The organism is Rhodococcus marinonascens NBRC 14363 (assembly GCF_001894885.1).
In the GTDB taxonomy this organism is placed as follows: domain Bacteria; phylum Actinomycetota; class Actinomycetes; order Mycobacteriales; family Mycobacteriaceae; genus Rhodococcus_F; species Rhodococcus_F marinonascens.
In genome coordinates, this window is record NZ_BCXB01000012.1 from 97091 (window position 1) to 124023 (window position 26933).

Consider the following 26933-nt stretch of genomic DNA (forward strand, 5'->3'; position numbering starts at 1 on the left):
ACACGGTACCCGCGGTGAGCTGTGGCGACAACCAGCGATCTGGAATAGGCCGGCCGAGATCGGATGATGGAAGTCAGCTGCGGTCGGAGACTACGCGGGAGAGCACCGGACCGATGACGGCGAGAGACTGCGGCTCGATCATCTGATTGTGCCCGCACTCCACCACGTGCTCGGCGATTCGGCCGGTCACGATCGGTCGCCATTCCTCCGCCGATCGCGTTCGAACCATACTGTTTTCGGTGTTCGACCCACTTTCGGTGTTCGACCCGCTTTCAGCGCTCGATGCAGAAAAGATAAGTAGATCACCATCGAAAACGCGGGGGACGAACCGATGTACCAACCGCCTCGAATTCTCGTAGCCCGCGTTGATCCGCTCGAGATGAGCAGCCGTCACTCCCGTCTCGGTGCCAAACGACTCGTTCAGTAGCCGGGCGGCACGCTCGTACGTCAGCTCGCTGTCCGAAATATCGGTATCGAGCCCCAGTCCGAGTAGCAGTTCACGCATTCCGAGCCTGCCGTATATCGGCTCCACCCCGTCTTCCGGATAGCTGTCCATGAGGGCGAGCGTCGACACTTCCACTCGAGCTTCTTGGAGTTCGACGGCCATGGCGTGGGCGATGACCCCGCCGAGCGACCACCCGAGCAGATCGTAGGGTCCTTCGGGCTGAATTGCCCGGATCTCCTCGACATATCGGTGCGCGAGTTCCTCGATCGATTCGGGCAACGGCTCACCACTGATCGCAGGAAGTTGCAGTCCGAACGCACGGCGATCCTTCGGCAGATACGGCACGAGTCCGGCATACCCCCACGACAGCCCGATCCCCGGATGCACGCAGAACAACGGCCGGCCTCCGCCCTCGGAACGCAATGGAATCACCACGGCCAAGGCCTCCTCGACACCGCTCTCCGCCGAGGGCAGTGCGAGCCGACGGGCGAGTCCGGACGGCGTCGGGTCCAGGAAGATCCATTGCAATGGGATCGCCCGATAGAGACGATCCTGCAGGCCGGAAGACACTTTCGTCGCGAGGAGCGAGTTGCCACCCCGCTCGAAGAAGTTGTCATCGGCGCCCACTCGCTCGAGGCCGAGCACCTCGGTGAACGCGTCGACGATCGCTTCCTCGATCGGGTTCTCCGGTGGCCGGAACGCCGTACCCGAGAGGAACTCGGGCGCTGGGAGTGCGGCACGATCGAACTTGCCCGCCGGGGTCAGTGGAACCGCATCGAGTTCGACGATCGCCGCCGGCACCATGTGGGCGGGCAGGCGCTGCCCGGCCATCCGGAGGAGTTCCGCGGAGTTCACACTCGCGCCGCCGACCGGGTGGACGTAGGAGACCAGTAGCGATTCACCCGCGGGACCGACTCTGCCGATCGTGACGGCGAACTCGACATCGGCGTGAGCGCGCAGCACCGCGTCGATTTCCCCGGGCTCGATACGAAACCCGCGGATCTTCACTTGGAAGTCGCTGCGACCCACGTACTCGAGAGTTCCTTCGCGGCGCCACCGCACCACGTCTCCGGTGCGGTACATCCGCTCTCCCGGCGCGCCCCACGGGGCGGCCACGAACCGCGACGCCGTCAACGCGGGTCGACGGTGATACCCAGCGGCCAGGGCGCGCCCCGACACATACAACTCACCCACCACACCCACCGGAACCAGGCGCAGACGGGAATCGAGCACTACCTCCGCCACACCCCGGGTCGGTGCGCCGAGGGTGATCGGCTCGCCCGGTACCAACTCGTCGCTGATGTTCGACATGATCGTGGTCTCGGTCGGTCCGTAGGCGTTGAACATCCGGCGACCGGGAGCCCACCCCGCGACGAGTTCGGGTGGACACGGCTCACCGGCCACAACCAGCGTCCGCAACGTCTCGAACCCCAGCGGGTTCATCGAGGCCAACGCGGTGGGAGTGACGAACCCGTGGGATACCCGCTCCTCGCTGATCAGCCCGGCCAGTTCGGCACCGCCGTAGATCGTCGGCGGCGCGATCACCAGCGTCGCGCCCGCGCAGAATGCCATGACGAGTTCGAAGACGGACGCGTCGAAACTCGGCGACGCGAAGTGCAGAATCCGGGAGTCGGGTGTCACTGCAAGGCGGTCGCGCTCCTCCGCTGCCAGGTTCGCCACGCCACGGTGCGTGACGACCACTCCTTTCGGTGTGCCCGTGGATCCGGACGTGTAAATAAGGTATGCGGGATGCGACTCATGCAGCGGCGCAGTCCGATCGAAATCGGTGACCGGCTCGCTGGACTGTTCCTGAATCCGCCGTTCGTCCTCGGCGTCATCGAGCACGATCCAGTTCACGCTGTCCGGCAGCCGATCTCTATGCGCCAGGGTGGTCACGCCCGACACCACACCGGAGTCGGCGAGCATGTGCTCGATCCTTTCGAGCGGATACTCGGGATCGACCGGCAGGAACGCCGCTCCGGCCCGAGCGACGGCCCACACCGACAACACCGATTCGGCCGATCGTGAGGCACTCACGGCGACCGACGTGCCCGGCCCGGCCCCGATCTGAATCAGCCTGCGCGCCAGCCGGTTGGAGGCCACGTCCAATTCCCGGTACGACATCGACTGCCCCTGATACACCACCGCGCCCGCGTCGGGGTCCCGGTCCGCTGCTGCCGACAGCAGTTCCGGCAGAAGAAGATCCGGCGCATCGGAGGAACCGCGGACCGGAGCCAGGCCGGCGATCTCGTCGGGTCCGAGGATCTCGATGTCACCCACCCAGAGGTCGGGGTCTGCGGTGACGGTCTCGAGAATTCGCACGAATCGCTCCGCAAAGCCCTGCACAGTGGCCGCGTCGAACAGGTCGATCGCGTAGTCGATCGCTCCCGCCATTCCGGCGGCGACGCCATACGACGCGACCTGATCGGCGAGGATGACCTCGAGATCCACTTTGACCACGTGAAGCGCGGGATCGAGACCCTCGACAGTCAGCCCCGGCAACTGCAGCGTGGGACGCTCGTTGTTCTGGAATTCCAGCGAGACCTGGAACATCGGTGAGTGCGCAGTCGACCGCACCGGGCCGACGGCGTCCACCACGCGTTCGAAGGGAATGTCGGCATGCGCGAAGGCGCCCAAATCGACGTCCCGGATATGCGCCAGGAGTGCGGCGAAAGACGCTCCTGCTTCGACCGTGCTGCGCAGGGCGAGGGTGCCGACGAACATGCCGACGAGATCGTCGAGCGCGGCGTCACCGCGGCCGGCGATGGGCGTTCCGATCACCACGTCGTCGGTGGCGCCGAGTCGTCCGAGAAGAACAGCTAGTGCGGCATGCACAACCATGAATTCGGTCGACCCGTGACGGCGCGCCAGCGTCCGGATCCTCCTGTGCAGCCCAGCATCGATCGCGAACTGCACGCGGTCTCCGCGGAACGACTGTTGGGCGGGACGGTGCCGGTCCGCCGGTAGTTCCAGGAGTTCGGGAAGCCCCGACAGCGCGGACGTCCAATAGTCCAGTTGTCGCGAGATCAGCGACTCCGGGGCGTCTTCGCTGCCCAGCAACTGCCGCTGCCACAGCGTGTAGTCCGCGTACTGGACCGGCAGCGGCTGCCAGTCGGGGGAGCGCCCGTGCACCCGGGATTCGTACGCGATCATCATGTCCCGGACGAGTGGTGCCATCGAGAACCCGTCGGCCGAGATGTGGTGCACGACCACGGCGAGTACGTGTGTTGCATCGTCGACAGTGAACAGGGCGACGCGCAGTGGCACCGAGGTTGTGACGTCGAATCCGGCCGACACCAGTCGGGTCAACTCTTCCCGCAACCGGTGCTCGTCCACGTCCAGTGTGCGTGCGAGCATCGGTGTCTCGGGCGCCAGCACCTCCTGGACAGGTTCGCGGTCCCAGAGCGGGAATCGGGTGCGCAGCGACTCGTGCCTGGTCACGACATCGGTAATCGCCGAGGTCAACGCGCCCACATCGAGTTCTCCGGTGAGGCGCACGACCATCGGAATGTTGTAGGCAGGCGAACGCGTGTCGAACTGGTTGATAAACCACATGCGCTGCTGCGCATAGGACAACGGGACCCGGTCGGGGCGCTCGCTCGCAATGAGCGCGGGGCGGCCGGAGGAGCCGGTGCCGGCGTGTTCGATGCGCGCGGAAATCGCCTCGACCGTGGGCGCTTCGAACAGCGACCGTACTCCGATGTCGGTACCGAGCGCGGCGCGCAGACGGGCCACCGCCCTGGTCGCGCTCAGGGAGTTGCCGCCGAGGTCGAAGAATCCTGCATCCACGCTGACGCGATCCCGGCCGAGTACCTCCGCGAAGACCTCGGCGACCGTCTCCTCGACCGGGTTCGCCGGCGCCCGGTATATCGCCGTCGAGACCCCGAATTCAGGCTGTGGCAGGACCTTACGATTGAACTTTCCGACCGCGGTGAGCGGGATCTTTTCCAGCACGGAGATCGATGACGGAACCATGTGGGCGGGCAACCGACCAGTGAGACGGCGCGCGATCTCGTCCGTCTCGAGGGCACGTCCGGGCGCAGGCACGACGTACGACGCGAGAAGCGTGTCGCCCGCCGCACCGCGGTAGGCGACCGTGACGGCGAATCGGACGTCCGGATCTGTGGTGAGCTCGGCGTCGATCTCGCCGAGTTCGATCCGGAATCCGCGCACCTTCACCTGAAAATCGCTGCGGCCCAGGTATTCGATGGTGTGGTCGGCAGTCCAGCGCACGATGTCACCGGTGCGGTACATTCGCTCACCGGGCTGGGACGGGTTGGCCACGAACCGATCCGCGGTGAGCGCCGCGCGGCGATGGTAGCCCCGCGCCAGGCCTGCACCGGCAATGTACAACTCCCCGGGTACGCCGACGGGAACCGGCTGCAGCCGCGTATCCAACACCATTTCTTCGACACCACCGATCGGTCCACCGATGGTGATCCGCTCACCCGCAACCATCGGATTACTGATGTTGGACATCACCGTGGTCTCGGTCGGCCCGTACGCGTTGTAGAGGCGACGCCCCGGCGCCCACCTGGCCACGAGTTCGGGCGGGCAGGCCTCCCCTCCGACGACGACATCGGTGAAGTCGTCCAGGCCGGTCGGATCGAGCGATGCGAGCGCCGCGGTGGTGATGAAGGCGTGGGTGACAAGCCGGTCGCCGATCACCTGGGCGAGTTCGTCTCCGCCGAATATTGTGGTCGCCGCGATCACCATCGTCGCGCCCGCACCGAACGCCTGCAGGTACTCGAACACGGACCCATCGAAACTGGGCGTCGAGAAGTGCAGCGTGCGCGACCCCGGCCCCGCGCCGAAGCGGGCGAGTTGTTCACGCGCGAAGTTGTCGAGGCCGCGGTGCGTAACGGTGACGCCCTTCGGCCTGCCGGTAGAACCCGACGTGTAGACGAGGTAGGCGGCCGTGTCGAGAGTCATCGGTGCAAGGCGGTCGGCGTCACCCACAGGTGCCGCCGACTGGGCCGCGCACTCGTCGGCGAACGCCGCTTCGTCGAGAACCAGCCAGACGGTGCTCTCGGGTAGCCGATCGCGGTGCCGGGCAGTTGTCAGGCCGAGAGTGCATCCCGAATCGGTGAGCATGTCCAGGATGCGCTCATCGGGGTAGTTCGGGTCGACGGGCACGAACACGGCCCCCGTCTTGGCGACCGCCCAGACGCATACGACCGACTCGATTGAGCGGGCAATACCCACGGCCACAGAGGTTTCCGGTCCCGCGCCGAACTCGATCAGCCTGCGTGCCAGCCGGTTCGAGCGATCATCGAGTTCCTGGTACGACATCTCCTCGTCTACGGACGACAGCGCGAGCGCATCCGGGTCAATCGCGGCGGCGTCCGTGAAGATCTGCGGGAGCGTACGGATCGAGCGGGCTTCACCACCCCGTACGGGTAGCAGATCACTGCGTTCCCGGTCGGTGAGCAGCGACAAGTCGGCCAACTTCGTGTCGGGGCCGGTGCAGGCGTAGAGCACCCGCACCACCCGCCGCGCGATGCTTTCGATCGCAGACTGGTCGAACAGATCAGGCACGTACTCGAACTTCAGGTGCAGACTCGTGTCGGCCGACGCGACGAGGCTCAGCGGGTAGTGGGCTGCGTCACGGACGTCCACCCCTGTCACACGCAGGCCGGCGATGTCGGTGTCCTCCGACAGCCCGGCGCGATCCACCGGATACGACTCGAAGACGGTCAACGTATCAAAGCCGACACCTGTTCCCGCGGCGTTCTGAATCTCCCCGAGCCCCGTGTAGTGGTGGTCGAGCATCGCCGCCTGTTCGGCCTGCACCCGCTCGAGCAACGCGCCCAAGGTATCGGCCGGACGCAGCGCGACGCGCACTGGGACCGTGTTGATGAACAGTCCGATCATCGTCTCGATTCCGGAAAGATCTGGCGGCCTGCCGGATACGGTGGCACCGAAAACGACGTCGTCGCGCCCGGTCAGCATTGCCAGAACTATGCCCCACGCGGTCTGAAGAATGCTGTTGAGCGTGAGCCCCCGAGCGCGCGCGAACTCGCGCAGCTCGTTCGTCCGGTCCTCGTCGAGGTCGAACACCCACTCTGACGAAACCGTGGACAGCCGTCGCGCCCGGTCCTGGGGGACCAATAGCGTTGGTTCCTCCACACCCACCAGGGTGTCCGCCCAGGCGCGGGCCGACGCGTCGCGCTCGCGCCCCGTCATCCACGCAAGGTAATCGCGGTACTCCCGGACCCGCGGCAGCGACGACGGATCCGCATCCGTGGCGTACAACATGAGTAGTTCCCGAATCAGCAGTGGCATCGACCAACCGTCGAGAAGGATGTGATGGTTCGTCGACACCAAGCGGTACCTGCCACCGGCGGTCGCGATGAGGAGGAACCTCATCAGCGGCGGTGTCGCCATGTCGAACGGCGTGGTTCGGTCGGCGGCCAGCAGTCGCTCGATTTCTGTTGCAGCAGCGTCGTCGTCCAGTCCGCTCAGATCGATCTCCCGCCAGGGCAAAGAAATTGAGCGCGAAACTACCTGCACGGCCCCGCCCTCGGCATCGTGGACAAATGCGGTGCGTAGGTTGGGGTGCCGGTCGAGGAGGGTGCCTGCCGCACGGCGCAGTCGTCCGGCGTCCACGTCGCCACCGAAATCGATGCTCAACTGCACGAGGTAGGCGTCCACGGACTCGTCGGCCAGTTCGGCATGGAACAGCATGCCCGACTGCAACGGAGCCAGCGGCCACACGTCGGTCATCGCCGGATAGCGGCTGGCGAGGTCGTCGATCGCACCCTGGCCAAGTCGGACGAGGTCGAGGTCGGATGGGCTGAATCCGCCGCCACCCGACTGCGCGTGCTTCGTGAGAGCTTCGAGTGCCGTCACCCACAGTTGAGCGAGTTCGGCGGCGTCAGCGTCCGCGAGCACGCCGACGGGGAACGACCACGTGGCGACCAGCGTGGGGCCTGCAGCGGTGTCGGTGGTCATGGCGTTTACGTCGACCGTGGCAACCGGTGGCAGACCAGAGTGTGCTGTGGCGTCGAGTCCGGCGTCGGACACCGGCATCCAGCCGCCGTCCTCCGCGGGCCCGGCGCCGAGCCGACCGAGGTAGTTGAAACTCACCTGCGGGCTCGGCAGATTCGAAAGATACTGTGCTGTTGAGTTATCGAGATAGCGGAGCAGCCCGAACCCGATGCCGTGGTCGGGGATCGAACGCAACCGTTCCTTCACTGTCTTGATCGCGTCGCCGGCTGCCCGGCCCCCTGCGAACGCGTCGTCGACGTCCACGTCGCTGAGATCGAATCGCACGGGAAATATCGTGGTGAACCACCCGACCGTGCGTACCAGATCCGCTCCGGGAACCACCTGTTCCTCCCTGCCGTGTCCCTCGAGATTCACCAGAGCATCGGAGGATTCGATCCCGCGCGTCCGCCGCCAGCGCACGAGCGCCAGCGCCAGGGCAGTCAGCAACCCGTCTCCCACGTTGCCGTGGAAGGCCTGCGGGAGCGAGGTCAGCAGGACTTGGGTCACGTCTGAGGTAACTCGGACCTCGACCACTGCAGTCTGGAGGTCCGTGGTCTGGAAGTCCGTGGTCTGGAAGTCCGTGGTCTGGAAGTCAGGGGCCTGGAGGTCGGACCCGGTGAGAGGCCGCGACCCCAGCAACGGGTCTGGACCGTCCAGCGTGCGCCGCCACAGGTCGAGTTCGGCTGTGCGAGCGGGTTCCTGCGCCACGTCTGTGAGGGCATGCGCCCACCGGCGCATCGACGTTCCGACAGCAGGTAGAGCCGGTTCCTCGCCCGACCGCACCCGCGCGCAGGCAAGGGCGAGGTCGGGGATCAAGATGCGCCACGACACCCCGTCGACCACCGTGTGGTGAGCGACGATCAGCAACCGGCCGGTGGTCGGCGGTGTCGCGTTGCTCTCGAACCACACCGCCTGCACCATCACTCCCGACTCCGGGTCGAGCCGGTCGGCGGCCGAGTCGAGTTCACGCTGCGCGGCGGCGGTGAACGACGCCTCCGATTCGAGGGGTACCGTCCGCATCACTGTGGTCGCCCGTACCCAGCCCGGCTGCTGCACCGCCATCGACCAGCCGCGCTCGGATCGGTCGCTCCGATGAAGTCTGGCGCGCAGAGTGTCGTGCCGGTCCAGAACCGCCTGCAACGCCGTCATCAGGGTCTCCGCGTCGAGATCGGCCGGGGTGGTGAACAGGGCGGCCTGGGAGTATCGCCTGAAATCACCTCCCCGGTCCAGCATCCAGTGCACGATCGGGGTCAGCGGGAGCTCACCAACTCCGCCGCCCGGCAACTCCTCGAGGCTGACCGCCTCCTCTCCCAGCGTCGCAATCTCCGCTAGCGCGGCGACGGTCTTGCGCTCGAACACGTCCCGCGGGGTGATCACCACACCCGATGCCTTCGCTCGGGTGACGAGCTGGATCGACATGATGGAGTCGCCGCCCATAGCGAAGAACGAGTCCTCCACGCCTACCGATTCGAGGCCGAGCACCTCCGCGAACAGGTCGGCGAGGATCCGCTCCGCCTCGGTCACCGGGGCTCGGGCCAGCGACACCCGTTGTCCGAAGTCCGGTTCGGGTAGAGCACCGCGATCGAGTTTCCCGTTGACGGTGAGCGGCAGCGTGTCGATGATCACCACCGCCGCGGGAACCATGTGTGCCGCCAGCCGATCGCCCACTGTGCCGATGATGGCCGCCGGATCCAGGACCCGGCCGGCCTCGGGCACCACATAGCCCACGAGTCGCTCTTTGCGCGACAGGACCACCGACTGCGCCACCCCCTCGCAGGCGAGCAGTGCGGATTCCACCTCGCCGAGTTCGATCCGGAATCCCTTCACCTGCACCTGGAAGTCGTTGCGGCCGAGGTATTCGATCCGTCCCTTCCCATCCCAACGGCCCAGGTCACCCGACCGGTACATTCGGTCGCCCGGTGCGTACGGGTCGGCCACGAACCGCGTCGATGTGAGAGCGAACCGGCCGAGATACCCGCGAGACACCTGCGTACCCGACACGTACAGCTCGCCCACCACGCCGGCCGGCACCGGGTGCAGGCGGGCGTCGAGCACGTACACCCGCAGGCCGGGAAGCGCCCGGCCGATCACGGACCCGGAAGCCTGCGCGGCGAGCGCCTCGCCCATCGGCAGATGGCTGACGTGCACCGTAGTCTCCGTGATGCCGTACATATTCACCAAAACGGGCGCGGTGTCGACGTGCCGGGTGTACCAGCGGGTGAGCTGGCCAAGGTCCAGCGCCTCCCCGCCGAAAACTACGTAGCGAAGGGAGAGTTCGGAACCACCGGACGCCCGGTCCGCCTCCACCAGTTGGTAGAAGGCGGTGGGTGTCTGGTTCAGCACGGTGACCTTCTCGTCGCGAAGGAGCCGCAGGAAGGTGTCCGGTGAACGCGTCGTGAAGTAGTCCACCACCACCAATCTGCCACCGTGCAAGAGGGCGCCCCACAGCTCCCAGACGGAGAAGTCGAACGCGGCCGAATGGAACATGGTCCACACGTCGGCCGGGCCGAAGCCGAACAGCGACTGGGTGCTGGAAAACAGAGTCGCGATATTGCGGTGCGACACCTGAACGCCTTTCGGCTGCCCCGTCGACCCGGACGTGTAGATCACGTAGGCCACGGCATCCGGATGCACCGGCCCGGTTCGGTCCACGTCGGACACCGACTGGGGCGATACACGCTCGAGCTCGGCAACCGTGGCAGGGTTGTCGACGACTAGGATCGGAATTCCGCTCGACCGCACCGCATCGGCATCGCTCTCCGTGGTCAGCACACACACCGGACGCGCGTCCGCGAACAGGAACGCCAACCGCTCCGCCGGAGACGTGACATCGACCGGAACATAACCCGCGCCGGCCTTCACCACCGCTAGAACCGCCACCACGAGATCCACCGACCGGGCGGCCGCCACCGCTACCAGGGTCTCGGGCCCCGCGCCCCGCGCGATCAGCAACCGCGCCAGCCTGTTCGACTGAGCATCCAGTTCGTCGTAGGTGAGCGAGACACCCTCGCAGACGACGGCGGTCGAACCCCTGGAGCGATGCGCAACCCGCTCGAAGAGTTCCGGTAGGGTTGCAGCCGACTCGACCGGCCCAGCGGCCGGCGGAGGCAGGAGCAGCCCCCGCTCCACCGAATCCAGGATCTCGATGTCCCCCACCGGCAGGTCAGCGCCGGCAGTCACCGACTCGAGCACCCGCATGAACCGCTCCCCGAGACGGACCACCGTCTGGCGATCGAACACATCCGTCGCGAATCGCAGGCCCGCAGCGATCCCAGCCGGCGCACCCTCCACGTCGACACGTTCCTCGAGGCTGAGTTCCAAGTCGAACTTCGCAACTCCGAGGTCCACGTCGAGCGAGTCCACCGTCAGTCCGGGCAGTTCGAGACGAGGATCCTCGGCGTTCCGGAACTCGATCAGCACCTGGAACAGCGGCGCATGCGAGGTGGACCGCTCGGGGGCGAGATGGTCGACCACCCGCTCGAACGGGACGTCAGCGTGCTCGAACGCTCCGAGGTCCGCCGCTCGGACCGCCGTCACTACCTCACCGAACGGGGCCCGCGCGTCCACCAGCGTCCGCAGCACCAGAGTGTTGACGAACATGCCCACCACGTCATCGAGCGCCGCCTGCCCCCGTCCCGCGACCGGCGTTCCGATCGTGACGTCGCCCGTGCCCGACATCCTGGACAGCAGGACCGCGAATCCCGCGTGGACCACCATGAACAGCGTCGAATTATGCTTCGTTGCCAGATTGTCCAATTCCCCGTGCAGACCGGCCGGAACTGTGAACTCCACAACATCACCGAGGTACGACCGCTCCGGGGAACGCGGCCGGTCCAACGGGATCGCCAACACCTCGGGAGTTCCGGAGAGAGTGTGCGACCAGTAGGCGAGTTGCCTGGATATCACCGAGTCGGGCTCGTCCTCCGAACCGAGGAAATCCCGTTGCCACACACTGTAATCGGCGTACTGGACCGAAAGCGGTATCCAACCGGGCGTCTCCCCCATGATCCTCGCCGTGTAGGCGAGCATGACATCTCGCGCCAGGGGCATCATGGAGAATCCGTCGGCTGCGACGTGATGCACCACGATGGTCAGGACGTGCTGCTCGGCACCGAGTTCGAAAAGAGTTACACGGAGAGGAATCTCGGCGCTCACGTCGAATCCGGCGCCGACGAAGACTGCGAGCGCGTCCAGCAGGTCCCGATCACCCGAGACCGCCACCGACTCGAGCGGTGGCGTCGCCCGTCCGGGATCGACGATCACCTGGTGCGGTCCGTCGACCGAACCTGGAAACACGGTTCGCAGGGATTCGTGCCGCTCCACGACGTCGCCCACGGCCGCGATCAGGGCGCCGCGATCGAGGACGCCGGTCAGTCTCAGGGCGATCGGGATGTTGTACGCGGGCGACGACGTGTCGAACTGGTTGACGAACCACATGCGTTGCTGGGCCAGCGACAACGGTATCCGTTCCGGACGCGGTCGCGCGGCGAGCACCGCCGACGTTCTACTTCCCGGAGCGGATTCGATCCGGACTGCGAGGTCAGCCACAGCCGGCGCGTCGAACAGCGCGGCCACGCCGATTCCGGCGTCGAGGGCGGAGTTGATCCGCGAGACGGCCCGGGTGGCACTGAGCGAGTCGCCGCCGAGTTCGAAGAAACTGTCTTCCGCACCGACCCGCGGCACGCCGAGTACATCGGCGAAAGCCTGCGCGACAGCCTCCTCGACCGGCGTGACGGGTGCTCGGTAACCCCTGGTGGGCGACACGAATTCCGGCGCAGGCAGCGCCTTCCGGTCGAGCTTGCCGACTGGCGTCAACGGAATCTCGTCGAGCACCACCACGGCAGCGGGGACCATGTGCTGGGGCAGGATTCGACCGACGAACGCAAGCACATCCGGCCCCGCCACCACCTCACCGTCGTGCGGCAGAACGTATGACACCAGCGCTGTGTCTCCGAGTGGGCCGGTCCTGCCGAGAGTGGCGGCGAAGTCAATGTGCGGGTGGGTGGTGAGAACGGAGTCGATCTCCCCGAGTTCGACGCGCTGACCACGGATCTTCACCTGGAAGTCACTTCGCCCGAGGTACTCCAAGGTGTGGTCGCGGCGCCACCGTACAACGTCGCCGGTGCGGTACATCCGGCCGGAACCGTTCGGGTTGGAGACGAACCGTTCCGCGGTGAGCCCCGGCCTCCGATGGTATCCGCGGGCCAGCCCCGGTCCCGCGATGTAGAGTTCGCCGGGCACCCCCGCCGGAACCGGCTGCAACCGGTTGTCGAGGACGGACAGTGCGACACCGCGGACCGGTCCTCCGATGGTGACCGGTTCACCTGGGGACATCGGCTGGCTCAGCGTGGTGAGGATGGTAGCTTCGGTGGGGCCGTAGCCGTTGAACATCGTCAGATCCGCACCCCAGGCGGTCACCAATTCGTCCCCAACGGTGTCGCCGGCGACCACGAGAGCCTCAAGGTGTTCCAGGCCGTCGCCCTCCATGGTGGCCAGGACTGCCGGGGTGATACAGGCGTGCGTGACACGTTCCCGACGCATCAACGCCGCCAGTTCCGGGCCCCCGTAGACGTCGGGGGGCGCTATCACCAGAGTCGCACCCGCCGCACACGATTGAATCACCTCGAGAATGGCGACGTCGAAACTGGGTGAACAGATGTGGAGGCACCTCGCCGCCGGGGAAAGGGCGTAGCGCTCGGTCTGCTCGGTCAGCAGGTTCGCGAGGCCTCGGTGGGTGACGACGACACCCTTGGGCCTCCCCGTCGACCCGGATGTGTAAATCGCGTAGGCGGCGTTGTCGACGTCGAGCACCGACCGGCGATCGACGTCGGTGACGCGAGCCCCGGAGGGGGTATCGGTGGCAGCCGGGTCCTCGCCGAGAGCGGGATCGTCGAGTACCAGCCATGGCAGGGAGTCGGGCAACCGGATCCGGTAGGCGGACGTCGTCACACCCATCGCCGCACCGGAATCTGCCAACATGTGCTCAATCCTGTCGACGGGATAGTTCGGGTCCACGGGAACGAATGCCGCGCCCGTCTTCGCGACCGCCCACACCGACAGCACAGACTCGGCCGATCGCGGTAGCCCGAGCGCCACGAACGTCTCCGGTCCGGCACCCCGTTGGATGAGCACGCGTGCCAACGTGCTCGAGCGTTCGTCGAGTTCGCGGTAGCTCGTCTCGCGTCCGTCGAAGACGAGCGCGGGCGAGTCCGGCCGGTCCCCCGCCACGGCGGTCAAGATCTGGGACAAGCACCGTGGTGGTCCGGCGGGCGCGCCGGGGACCGCGGTGTACTCCTGGAGTTCGGCCTTCGACAGCAACGTGAGGTGAGCGATCGGGGTGTCGATGTCCGACAGCATGATATGTATGACGCGCGCGACCCGCGCCGCCACCGATTCGGCGAACTCGCTCTCGAAGACGTTCTGCTGGTATCGAAGGCGCAGATGCAGTCCGGTATCGACGTGCGCCATCAGGGTGAGCGGATAGTGGGTGGAATCGATCCCCTCGATACCGGCGACGCGCATGCCGCCGATGTCGGTGTCTTCCGAGAACCCCATTCGGTCCACCGGATACGACTCGAACACGGTCAGGGTGTCGAACGCGGCACCGTCGCCAACGGCACGCTGGATATCAGTGAGGCCCAGGTAGTGGTGGTCGAGAAGGGCCGCCTGTTCACGCTGAAAGCGCTCCAGCAACTCGGCGAGCGTCTCATCACGGCGTAGGCGCAGACGGACGGGCACGGTGTTGATGAACAGCCCGATCATCGACTCGATGCCGTCCAGGCCCGGTGGGCGACCGGACACCGTGGCCCCGAACGTCACGTCCTCGCGCGTGCCGAGTGTGGTGAGCACCAAACCCCACGCGACCTGGACAAGGGTGTTCACAGTGAGACCCCGTTCGCGAGCAAGCGCCTCCAGCATCCGAGTCTTGTCGTCGCCCACGTCCAGGCGTACGTCGACCGGTTCGGCAAAGCTCGCACCCTGTGCGACGGGGGCCACGAAGGTCGGCTCATCTACACCGGCAAGAGCCGATGACCAGGCAGCCGTGGATCTTTCGCGGTCCTGTTGGCCGATCCACTGCAGATAGTCCCGGTACGGAGTGATCCGCGGAAGGGCAGCCGCATCGCCGCCCGTGGCATAGAGCACCAGCAAGTCCTTGATCACGAGTGGCGTCGACCATCCATCGAGGAGAATGTGGTGGTGGGTGAGCACCAACCGGTATCGGTCGGGTGCTATGCGCAGCAACGTGAATCGGAGCAACGGGGAGACGGTCGTGTCGAACCGCGAAGCGCGGTCTTCCGCCATCGCGCCGGCAAGTTCCGCGGAACGGCGGGTGTCGTCGAGACCGGACAGATCGATCTCCGCCCACGGCGGCCGCACGTGATCCGGAACCACCTGCACCGGGCCGGTGGCGGTGTCGGCGAACGCGACCCGGAGGTTCGCGTGCCGGTCGAGCAGCCCCTGCGCGGCGCGGCGCAATCGGCCGGAGTCGACGGTACCGCGAAGGTCGAGTACCAACTGGACCTGGTAAGCATCGGCGTGATGCTCGGAAAGTTGCGCATGGAACAGCAGGCCCGCCTGCAGCGGCGAGAGCGGCCAGATGTCCGCCACTGAAGGGTAGGTCGTCTCGAGCCGGACGATGTCCGCCTGCCCGACCGAGACGAGGTCGAGATCGGTCGGCGTCAACCCACCCGCGTCCGGCCGGCTCGAATGCCCGGCGAGTGCGGTGAGCGCCCGAACCCACAGTTCAGAAAGATCTTCCACCTCTTCGACGTCCAGCACAGTGGTCGGGAACGACCATGTCGCCGTCAGCACCGATTCGCCGTCCCGGGTGGTCGTGGCCGCATTGACGTCCACCACCCAGGCAGCGGGCATATCGTCGTTCTGAGTTCCGCCGAGGTCACCACTACCCTCGAGGGGAAGCCAGGGCATGTCGCCTGCACTTGTTGCCACGCGGCCGAGATAGTTGAAACTCACTTGCGGAGCGCGGAATCCGCGAAGCACCGCCTCCGTGTTCGGTTTCAGGTACCGAAGCATCCCGTACCCGATTCCGTGATCGGGAACCGCGAGCAGCTGTTCCTTGACCGCCTTGATCGCTGCCCCGGCATCCGCACCGCTCGCGAAGGCGGCGTCGACGTCGATGTCCGTGAGGTCGAGTCGCACGGGGAAAAGTGTGGTGAACCAGCCGACGGTCCGGGACAAGTCGGCGCCGGGCACAACGTGGTCTTCGCGGCCGTGGCCCTCCAGGTTGATCAGCGCGTCGTCCGTCTCGACGCCGCGCTGCCGCCGCCATTGGATCATCGCCAGAGTGAGCGCCGTGAGGAGTCCGTCGCCGACTGCGCCGTGGAAGGCCGTCGGCAGCGTGGTGAGCAATGCATCGGTGACGCTGGCCGGCACCTCGACAGTGACGCGGCCCGTCACGGCGTCGACGTCGACCGCCGGGTCCAGCGGCCGAGAGCCGAGCAGCGGATCGGAACCAGCCAAGATCGACTTCCACAACCCGACTTCGGCGCGTCGGTGCGCCGCGACGTCCGTAAGCCCGTGCGCCCACCGGCGCATCGACGTCCCGATCCCGGGCAGCGTCGCGGGCAGGCCGTCTGCGACGCGGGCGTGGGCCGCCGCCAGGTCCGCAATCAGGATGCGCCATGACACGCCGTCGACCACGAGGTGATGCGCGACCAACAGCAAACGCCCGAGCCCGGCCGGACCGTCGAACCAGAGCACCTGGACCATACTTGCCGCCGCCGGGTCCAGTCGGTCGGCGGCAGCCTGCAGTTCCGGAGCGGCGATGGCTCGGAACTCGCGGGCGTCGAACGTAGCCATGGGCACGCGGCGGATCAGCGCGTTCGCCGACACTGATCCGGTCGGCAGAACCGTCATCTGCCACTGTCCGTCTTCATCCGTCGCGAGACGTGCACGGAGCATGTCGTGACGGTCGAGCACAGCGTCGACGGCGCCGGCGAGTTCCTCACGGGTGAGGCCAGCCGGCGCAGTAACCAATACCGCCTGGGAGAACCGGTCCAGCCGGTCACCACTGCGCTCGAGCATCCACGCGACGACGGGTGTCAGCGGCACCGGACCCACGCCGCCGCCCGCCAGTTCCTCGAGCACCACCGCGTCCGTGCGTTCGTGGTGGGCCACCCCGGCGAGGCCGGCCACGGTCCTGCGCTCGAACACGTCGCGCGGTGAGAGGATCAGTCCCGCCGCCTTCGCACGGGCCACCAACTGAATCGACATTATGCTGTCGCCGCCGAGTGCGAAGAACGAGTCCTCCACCCCCACCGACTCGAGCCCGAGTACGGCCCGGAACAGATCGGCGAGCACCGTCTCCGTCGCGGTTCGCGGCGGCCGACTATCGGTAACCACGGCGCCGAAGTCTGGTTCCGGCAGCGCCTTTCGATCGAGCTTGCCATGGACCGTCACTGGAAGCGCCGCGATCACCATCACGGCGGCGGGCACCATGTACGACGCCAACCGGGTGCCGGCCAATGCGAGCACGGCTTCCGGATCGATTTCGACGCCGGGTTCGGGCACCACGTACCCGATCAGCCGATCGCTCGAGTGCCCGTCCCGGCGTACGTCCGCGACTGCCGCCGTCACGGCGTCGTACGCGAGCAGAGCCGACTCCACCTCCCCGAGTTCGATCCGGAACCCGCGAATCTTCACCTGAAAGTCGGTGCGTCCGAGGTACTCCAGTTGCCCGTCCACGGTCCACCGCACGAGGTCGCCAGTCCGGTACATCCGGTCGCCCGACGCCCCGAAAGGACCGGCCACAAAGCGTTCCGCGGTTAGCGCATGCCGACCGTGATAGCCGCGAGCAAGCGCAGGACCGGCGAGGTACAACTCGCCCGCCACCCCGACCGGCACGGGATGCAGCCGTGAGTCGAGGACCGCCTCGGTGAAGCCGAGTGTCGGCGCACCGATGGTCACCGGTTCGCCCGGCACCAGCGAGGTACTGATGCTCGACACCACCGTCGACTCAGTCGGCCCGTACGCGTCGAACATGTTTCGGCCCGAGGCCCAGCGGGCCACGAGTTCGGGAGGACAGGCCTCGCCGCCGGTCACCACACACTCCACGTCCCCGAGACCGGCGGGATCGACCGAGGCGAGCGCCGCCGGAGTCGCGAAGCAGTGGGTGACCCGCCGACGTCGCAGCAGATCCGCCAATTCGTCGCCGCCGTATACGGACGGGGAGGCGATTACCATCGTTGCGCCCGACGCGACCGCGAGCATCAGTTCCAGCACCGACGCGTCGAAGCTCGGCGACGCGAAGTGCAGGGTCCGGGCGGACGCTGTCGTGCCAAACGTGTCTTGCACCGTCGCAGCGAAATTGGACAGACCGCGGTGTGTGGTCACCACACCCTTCGGCTTGCCGGTCGATCCCGACGTGTAGATCAGATACGCGGGATGGTCGATCCGCAGCGACGACGTGCGGTCGGTATCGGCGACGGGCGGTGCCGGGAACGGTGCGCACTCCGCGTCGATCCCGGGATCGTCGAGTACCAGCCACGGAACCGTCGACGGTAGCGCGGACCGGACAGTGGACGTGGTAAGTCCGGCGACAGCGCCTGAGTCGGAGAGCATGAATTCGATGCGCTCGACAGGATGGCTCGGGTCGATCGGCAGGAATGCTGCGCCGGTCTTGGCCACCGACCAGACGGCCAACACGGACTCGATCGATCGTGCCAGCGCCAGCGCCACCACCTGTTCCGGGCCCACATCGCGGGCAATCAGAAGCCGGGCGAGGCGGTTCGACCGGTGGTCGAGATCCCGGTAGGACAACTGCCGTTCCTCGAATATCAGTGCAGGCGCATCGGGGTGGACGGCGGTGGCTAGCGCCAGCAACTGTGGCAGCGTGCGCACCTCCACCATTCCACCACCGGTCACCGCGTGCAGTGCGACCCGTTCGTGGGCGTCGAGGATGTCGACGTCGCCGATCGGGGTCTCTGGCGCCGCGGTGACCGCATCGACGATCCGGACCAGGCGATCGGCGAACGAGGCCACCATGTTCTCGTCGAAGATGTCAGTTGCATACCCGAGTGCCGCACTGATGCCCGCCGGAATGCCGTCGTCGCCGGTGTTCTCCCGCAACGTCAACTGCAGGTCGAAGTTGATCGTGTCGAATGCGAGGTCGAGCGGTTCGACGTGCAGACCCGGCAACTCCACCTCGGGACGCTCGGTGTTCTGGAATTCGAGCATCACCTGGAACAAGGGTGCGTAGGCCGTCGAACGAGAGGGACGCAAACTCTCCACCACACGTTCGAACGGAACGTCGGCGTGCGTGAACGCCCCGAGATCGGTTTCCCGGACCTCCGCGAGGAGTTCAGTGAACGTACGGGCGCCGTCGACGCGCGTACGGAGTACGAGGGTGTTCACGAACATGCCCACCATGTCGTCGAGTTCAACTTCACCGCGCCCCGCGATCGGCGTACCAACGGCGATGTCGTCCGACGAACTCAGCCGCGCCAACAGGACCGTCAATGCGGCATGCAACACCATGAACACCGTCGACCCGTGCCTGCGAGCCGCCTGCACGACGCTCTGGTGGAGTTCTGGACCGATCTCGAACGCGACCCGCCCACCGCGCAGGGTCCGTTCCGAAGGTCGAGGACGGTCCGTCGGCAAGTCCAGCACCTCGGGCAGGTCGGCTAGAGTCGTGGTCCAGTAGGCGATCTGATGCGCCAGCGGCGAAGCATCGTCACTCTCGTTGCCGAGCCAGTCCCGTTGCCACAGGGTGTAATCGGCGTACTGCACCGGAAGCGGGGACCAGTCGGGCGCCGATCCACGATGCCGGGCGGTGTACGCGGATAGGAGGTCCCTGGCCAAGGGTGTCATCGAAAAGCCGTCTGCCGCGATGTGGTGCACAACCACAGCCAGCACGTGTTCACTCTCGCCAACCGCGAACAGACGGGCCCGCACAGGCGCCTGAGTGGTCACGTCGAACCCTGCCGACCGCAAGCGATCGACCTCGGTGTGAAGATCTTCCGGGGCAACCGCATGCCGATCGAGAACCGGGGTCGCATCGCCACTCGGGAGGATCACCTGCCGTGGACCTCGATCGGTCAGCGGGAAAATGGTGCGAAGGGACTCGTGGCGCTCGACTACGTCGGCGGCGGCCGCCCGCAACGCCTGTGCGTCGAGTGTTCCAACCAAACGCAGCGCGATCGCGACGTTGTATGCCGCACTGGTCGTGTCGAATTGATTGATGAACCACATTCGCTGCTGTGCGAGCGAGACGGGGACCACCCGCGACGGCTCCCTCGGGGACGGAGACGGTCGGGACCAGTCCTGCGATTCCCGGGCCTCGGCGCGGGTGGCCAGTGCGGCGACGGTCGGGGCATCGAACACATCACGCACCCCGAGGCGGTCACCGACGGCTGCATTGACGCGGGCTACGAGTCGAGTCGCGGTCAGCGAGTTCCCGCCGAGCGCGAAGAAACTGTCGTTCGCTCCTACCCGGGGGATGCCGAGCAGATCGGCGAACACTGCGGCGACGATCTCCTCCACCGGGTTCCGCGGGGCGACAAAACCGACCGTAGACATGCCGAAGTCCGGTTCTGGTAGAGCTTTCCGGTCAAGTTTTCCGTTGACCGTCAGGGGCAGTGTGTCAAGGACCACCACGGCTGTCGGCACCATGTACGAGGGCACCGTCGCCCCGATCTCGTCGAGGACCGCCACCGCATCGACGTCGGCGCCCGACTCCGGGACCACATAGCCCACCAACCGGTCGCCGTCCCGATCCCCGCCGCGGATTGTCACCACCGACTGTGCGACTCCCGTGCACCCGGATAGGGCCGCCTCTATTTCGCCCAACTCCACCCGAAATCCGCGCAACTGCACCTGGAAATCACTGCGGCCCATGTATTCTAGACGACCTTCCGCGCCCCACCGAACGATGTCGCCCGACCGGTACATCCGCGCGCCTGCCCCGTTACCGGCGAAGGGATCGGCAACGAAACGTGCAGCGGTAGACCCGAACCGGCCGATATAGCCGCGGGCTGCCTGATCGCCCGACACGTACAGATCGCCCACCACTCCGGGCGGCACCGGATGCAACCTTTCATCGAGAACGTATAACCGCAGGCCAGGGAGTCCACCGCCGATAACCGACCCCGGCATCGACGACGCCAGCGCGCGGTCGAGAGCGAAGAAGCTGACATGCACAGTGGTCTCGGTGATGCCGTACATGTTCACCAGTACGGGGGAGCGGTCGTCGTGGCGGGCATACCACCGCTCCAACTGCCCGAGGTCGAGAGCCTCACCACCGAAGATAACGTACCGCAACGACAATGCCGTCCCGTCTCGGTTCTCGACAGCACTCGCCGCCCGATCGGCCTCGATCAACTGGTAGAAGGCAGTGGGGGTCTGGCTCAACACCGTCACCTTTTCCCGGCGGAGCAGCGCAAGGAAGGAGTCCGGTGACCGGGCCGTGTAGTAGTCGACCACCACGAGCCGGCCCCCGTGCGCCAGGGCGCCCCACAGTTCCCAGACTGAGAAGTCGAAAGCGTACGAGTGGAAGAGTGTCCACACATCGGACGAGTCGAACCCGAACCGCTCACGGGTGTTCGCCAGCAACGTGACGACACTCCGGTGGGATACCTGCACGCCCTTCGGCCGACCGGTGGACCCCGACGTGAATATCACGTACGCAACGGCGTCCGCTCGCAGCGGACGCAACCGGTCCGAGTCGGTCACCGGCAGCCCGGAGAACGCCGCCACCGCTCGATCAATTTCCGGGTCGTCGATCACCACCACCGGAATCCCGTCCGGCGCCAGCGCCGCATACTCCGCGCTCGCGACTGCGCATACTGGTTGCGCGTCCTCGAACATCGCCGCCACGCGCTCGGCGGGATAGCCGGTATCAACCGGCACGTATCCGCCGCCGGCGGCGAGCACCGCCAGCAACGTCACAACCAGGCTCGGCGTGCGGTCCATCATTACCGCGACCAGCGACTCGGTTCCCACTCCGTGCGCGATCAGCAACCGCGCCAACCGGTTCGTTCGTTCGTTCAACTCCCGGTAGGTCAGCGTCTCGTCGCCGCACACCACCGCTGTGGCGTCCGGGTTCTGCGCGGCCACCTTCGCGAACAACTCGACCAATGTCCGTTCTCCGGCCGTGACCCCCTCACGGTTCCATCGGGACAACAGCAGGTCGCGCTCGCTCGCGCCGAGGACGGCGATGTCCCCCACCACGACCGTTGGGTCGTCGGCAACCGCCCGGAGCACCCTGACGAAGCGGTCCCGAAGTCCCTCCACCGTCGCGTGGTCCCACACATCCGTTGCGTACAGGAAGGACGCTGACATTCCAGCGGCAGAACCTTTTCCGTCGTAGTTTTCCGCCAACGACAGCTGCAGGTCGAACTTGGCGACACCTGGATCGACGTCGACTGCCTCGACGGTTAGGCCAGGCAGTTCGAGATGTGCACGCACGGTGTTCTGAAACTCGATAAGCACCTGAAACAACGGTGAGTGAGATGTCGACCGACCTGGGGCCAACTCGTCGACGACACTCTCGAAAGGGACGTCGGTGTGCGCGAACGCGCCAAGGTCGGTATCGCGCGCCTGCGCCAGAACGTCGGTGAACGCCGAAGCGGACTGCACCCGGGTGCGCAGCACCAAAGTGTTGACGAACATACCCACGAGATCGTCCAGCGCCGCCTCACCGCGACCCGCGATCGGTGTACCCACAGCCACGTCGCCCGATCCGGACATCCTGGACAGCAGAACGGCCATCGCCGCATGCATCACAATGAACAGCGTCGCGTTGTGCCCCCGCGCGAGGGCCAGTAGTTTCCGATGCAGAACAGAATCGATCCTGAACGGCACGGGCGCACCGTGGAGCGACCGGGTAGCTGGCCGGCGCCGGTCCAACGGCAGGCCGCTGACCTCGGGGAGGTCCGCCAGAGCATTGCGCCAGTAGCCCAGTTGCCGAGACATGAGGCTATCCGGGTCGTCTGGGCTGCCGAGGAGTCGACGTTGCCACACGCTGTAGTCTGCATACTGCACCGACAGGGGTTCCCAGTTCGGTTCGGTGCCCGACTGGCGCGCCGAGTAGGCCACCATCAAGTCGCGGGCCAGTGGCATGAGGGACGCCCCGTCAGCCGAGATGTGGTGCACCACGATCACGAGCACATGTTCGTCCGGGCCGCTCCACAGCAGCGCGGCCCGAACGGGAACGGCCACGCTCACGTCGAACCCGTCCGCGAGTAGCCGCGCGATCCGGTCGTTCAGCGACTCGTCCCCGTCGACGTGCGGAGTCAGGTCGGGAACCACCTGCCGCGCATCGAGAACCAATTGACACGGGCCATCCTCTGTCGCGGGATAGACGGTACGCAACGATTCGTGCCGCTCGATGACGTCACCTACCGCCGCCTGCAATGTCTCCGCGTTCAGCGGACCGATGAGACGAACGGTCATGGGGATGTTGTAGGCCACCGACGATGTGTCGAACTGATCAATGAACCACATCCGCTGCTGCGCAAGCGACAAGGGCACCCGGTCAGGCCGCTCACCCGCGACGAGCGGCAGCCGGTCCCCGAGATGGGGACCCTGTTGTCGGATGTAGGTCGCCAACAATTCTGCAGTGGGCGCCTCGAACAGCGCCCGCACGCCCGCTCCCGATCCGAGTGACGCGTTGACGCGTGCAATCACCCGCGTCGCCACCAGCGAGTTTCCGCCGAGATCGAAGAAACTATCGTCGACGCTGATCCTCTCCACCCCGAGCACCTCGGTGAAGACCTGGATGATCGACTCCTCGACAGAGTCGGCGGGTGCCCGGAACGGAGCTTCATCGGACAGGAACTTCGGTTCCGGCAACGCTTCCCGGTCCAGTTTCCCGACCGGGTTGAGCGGAAATTCGTCCAGTACCACGATCACCGCGGGCACCATGTAGGCAGGAAACCTGTTCCGTGCCTGCCGCCGCAATTCGGCCGCCTCGACCGGCTGACCGTTCGCCGGGACGACATAGGAGACCAGGACGGTGTCGCCCGCGGGTCCCGGTCTCCCGATCGTGACGGCATGACGCACTTCCGGTTGCTTCTGCAGCATCGCGTCGATCTCGCCCAGCTCGATCCGGAAGCCACGCACCTTCACCTGGAAGTCGCTGCGCCGCAGGTACTCGAGAGTGCGATCGGCGCGCCACCGCACGATGTCGCCCGTCCGGTACATCCGTCCCCGACCGTACGGGTCGGCCACGAACCGTCCCGCGGTCAGACCGGGCCTCCGGTGATACCCGCGGGCCACGGCCCCACCCGCGATGTACAGCTCGCCAGGAACGCCGAGGGGCACCGGGTGGAGCCGGTCGTCCAGCACAACTTCCTCGACGCCACGGATCGGCCCCCCGAGTGTGATGGGGTCTTCCGGGGTCATCGGGGCGCTGATATTCGCCATGATGGTGGTCTCGGTGGGACCGTACGCGTTGTACAACCGACGTCCCGGAGCCCACCGATCCACCAACTCCGGTGGGCAGGCCTCGCCACCCACGACGACGTCGAGAAAGTGCTCGAGCGCATCAGGCGGGATCGTACCCAGGGCCGCGGTGGTGACGAAACCGTGGGTGACCCGTTCGGTGCGCAGCAAGTCAGCCAGGTCGGGACCGCCGTAAGCCGACGGCGGCACGACCACCATCGTGGCCCCGACACCAAACGCCTGCAGGTACTCGAACATCGACGCATCGAAGCTGGGGGTCGAAAAGTGCAGAGTTCGCGACGATCTCGTAGCCCCGAAACGTTCCTGCTGATCCTTCGCGAACTTGTCCAACCCACGGTGAGTGACGGTCACGCCCTTCGGTTGTCCGGTCGAACCCGACGTGTAGATCAGATACGCCGCATTGTCGAGGTGCAACGACCGGACGCGATCTTCGTCGGTGAGTGGCGCAACGGACTGTGTGGCGCACGCCGCCCGAAAGTCGGGGTCGTCCAGGACGGTCCACGGTATCGAGTCGCGGAGGTTGCCGCGCAGCGACTGCTCCGTCAATCCCAATGCGGCACCGGAATCATCGAGCATGTAGTCGATCCGGTCGCTCGGATAATTTGGGTCGACAGGCACGAAGGCAGCCCCGGTCTTCGCGACTGCCCACACCGACGCGACCGAGCGGAACGAACGCGGCAGTGCCAATGCGACAAAGGATTCTGGCCCCACACCACGCTCGATCAGCAGTCGCGCGACCTGCGTGGACCACCGGTCCAGATCGCCGTAAGAAATCTCCTCCCCCTGCCGGGACAGCGCAGTCGCCCCCGGATCGAGCGCTGCGGCGCTCGAGAAGAGATCCGGCAGGGTGCGCGCGGAGCGGCCTGACCCTCCGCGTACCGGTGTCAGCGCGGACCTTTCCGCGTCGGACAGGATCGGGATGTCCCCGATTCGAACATCCGGTTCCGCTGCTATCGCATCGAGTATGCGCCGGAAACGCTCTATCGAAGCACGGATAGCCTTGGCGCTAAACAAGTCTGCGGCGAAAATGAGTTCGATGGTCACACCCACCGGCTGACCCGAATCGTCTACCGTTTCAGTCATGGACACGTACACGTCGAGTCCGGATACGGGCGGACCGCGCGTGCCGGCCGCGCGTGTATCGAGAAGTACCTGGATGATCGGCGCGTAGGCGTCCGACCTCGAGACATCGAGCTCGCGCACCAACCGCTCGAACGGAACACCCGTGTGCGCCTGGGCTTCGGTGGCGACAGTATGAACGTGCATCAGGAATTCGCGGAACGACGCGTGGCCCGAATACCGGGTGCGGACCACCACCACGTCCGTGCGGTCGCCCCCGTCGACAGTCGTTCCGACGGCGATGTCGTCGCTCCCGGTCACCCGGCCCAGCAGAATCGACAACGCCGCCAAAAACACGGCGTCGGTGGTGGTGCCGGCCTCTTCGGCGACCGCGGTGATGCGGCGGTGCAACGCACCCGGCAGCATCACGGACACCCGATCGCTCGCCGGAGACAACCGCGCAGGCCGCGGCCGCTCGGTCGGTAGCGGCAAGAAATCGGGCAAGCCGGCGAGTTGCTGCCGCCAATACTCGACCTCGGCCGCCTCTCGCAGCAGTCGTTCACCCGTGCGGGCGCTGATCTGGTGAATGCCGTCCAACCGTGCGCGCGGGTCGGCGGTGGCCAGTTCCTCGAGCAGTGCGACGAACTGGCTATGGTGACCATCCAAGTCCGAGTCGTCGTACCGATTCGGATTCGCACGGAAGTCGACGTAGAGCCTTTCAGGTGTGCCGCTCTGATAGACGTTGATCAGTAAATCCTCGACGGGCCCGGACGTCACGATGTTGAACTCGCCCACTAGCGAACCCAACGTCACTGTCTGATGGAAAAGCATGACGTTGACCATGGGCCCGTTCAGTTCGGCACCTCTGCCCTCGCCTACGTCACGCCGGATGTCGTCGAGACTGCACCGCTGGTGGCGCAGCGCACCAACGAGTTCACGTTGCACCCGCGACACAAGGTCTTCGACCGTGTCGTCGGGGTCGACATGCACGGCGAGCGGAGCAACATTGACCATCATCCCGCCGGAGTTTCGCAGCAACACGGTCGTTCGCGCAGACACCGGAATAGTAACGAGCACATCGGATTTACCGGTCATGCGGGACAGGTAGCACGCAAAGGCCGCGATGATGGTGGCGGCCGAACTCGCGGCCGCCGCGGCGTCGGAGAGCGGGGTGCTCACTACCTTGCTTGTCGCGAGAGCAGGCGCCGGGGGGCCACCCAGACTCGAACCGGCGAGACCTTCGACCCTGCTCGCCCAGTACTCGCGGTCCGTGGCAAACCGCGCCGAGGATCGATATTCGCGATCCAACTCGTATAATTTTCGAAGATCCGCCGGCCGGTCCGCGTCCGGTTCGCGGCCCTGAATCTCGGCCGTGTAGCGGTGGGCGACGCTCCGCAGCATCGTCATCGCACCATAACCGTCCAGAGCAACATGGTGAATCCTGCTGTACCACAGATAATGAGAGTCTCCAACGCACAGGATCGTGGTCTCGACGAGACGATCCACCGCGAGGTCCAGCGGTCGCACGTAGTCGGAGTCCATCCAGGCATGCGCGGACGCGACGGGATCTTCCTCACCTCGAAGGTCAATGAAGGCGATGGATGTGTCCGTATCATGGTCGACGTACTGGAAAGGCTGCCCGTCCACGTCAACCACTTTCAGGAACGGCGACTGGAACTCGCGGCCGACCGCTACGGTCGACTCACGCAGCAGGTCGACGTCGAGATCTCCGTTCAGTTCCACATACTGCGCGACGGAGATCGGGACCTGAGGATCGAGTTGCTGGGCGAACCAGATGGCCCGTTGCGCAGCAGAAAGAGGGAAGCGCTCCACGCCTCCCTTACCCGAACCAACCGTTTGCTTCGATTTGGCGGGTGCCACATTCTTTCCTTTCGGAAAGGTATCCCCGACAGGATAAGCGTGCGCTGCGAGTCAGCCGAGACAGGCGAATACCGGGGGTTGCGTAATTCCCCCGCCCCTTCGGTAAGTCACTGCCTAACTCGAGCGCACACCT

The 26933-nt window shown here is 66.1% G+C and carries 1 protein-coding gene; it reads right to left on the reverse strand.

The window, feature by feature from the left end; translation table 11 throughout:
• Positions 1-73: 73 nt before the first annotated feature.
• A complete protein-coding gene (locus tag RM2_RS10985; protein WP_072689019.1) occupies positions 74-26800 on the reverse strand; it encodes a non-ribosomal peptide synthetase in 26727 nt (8908 codons plus the stop codon).
• Positions 26801-26933 lie beyond the last annotated feature (133 nt).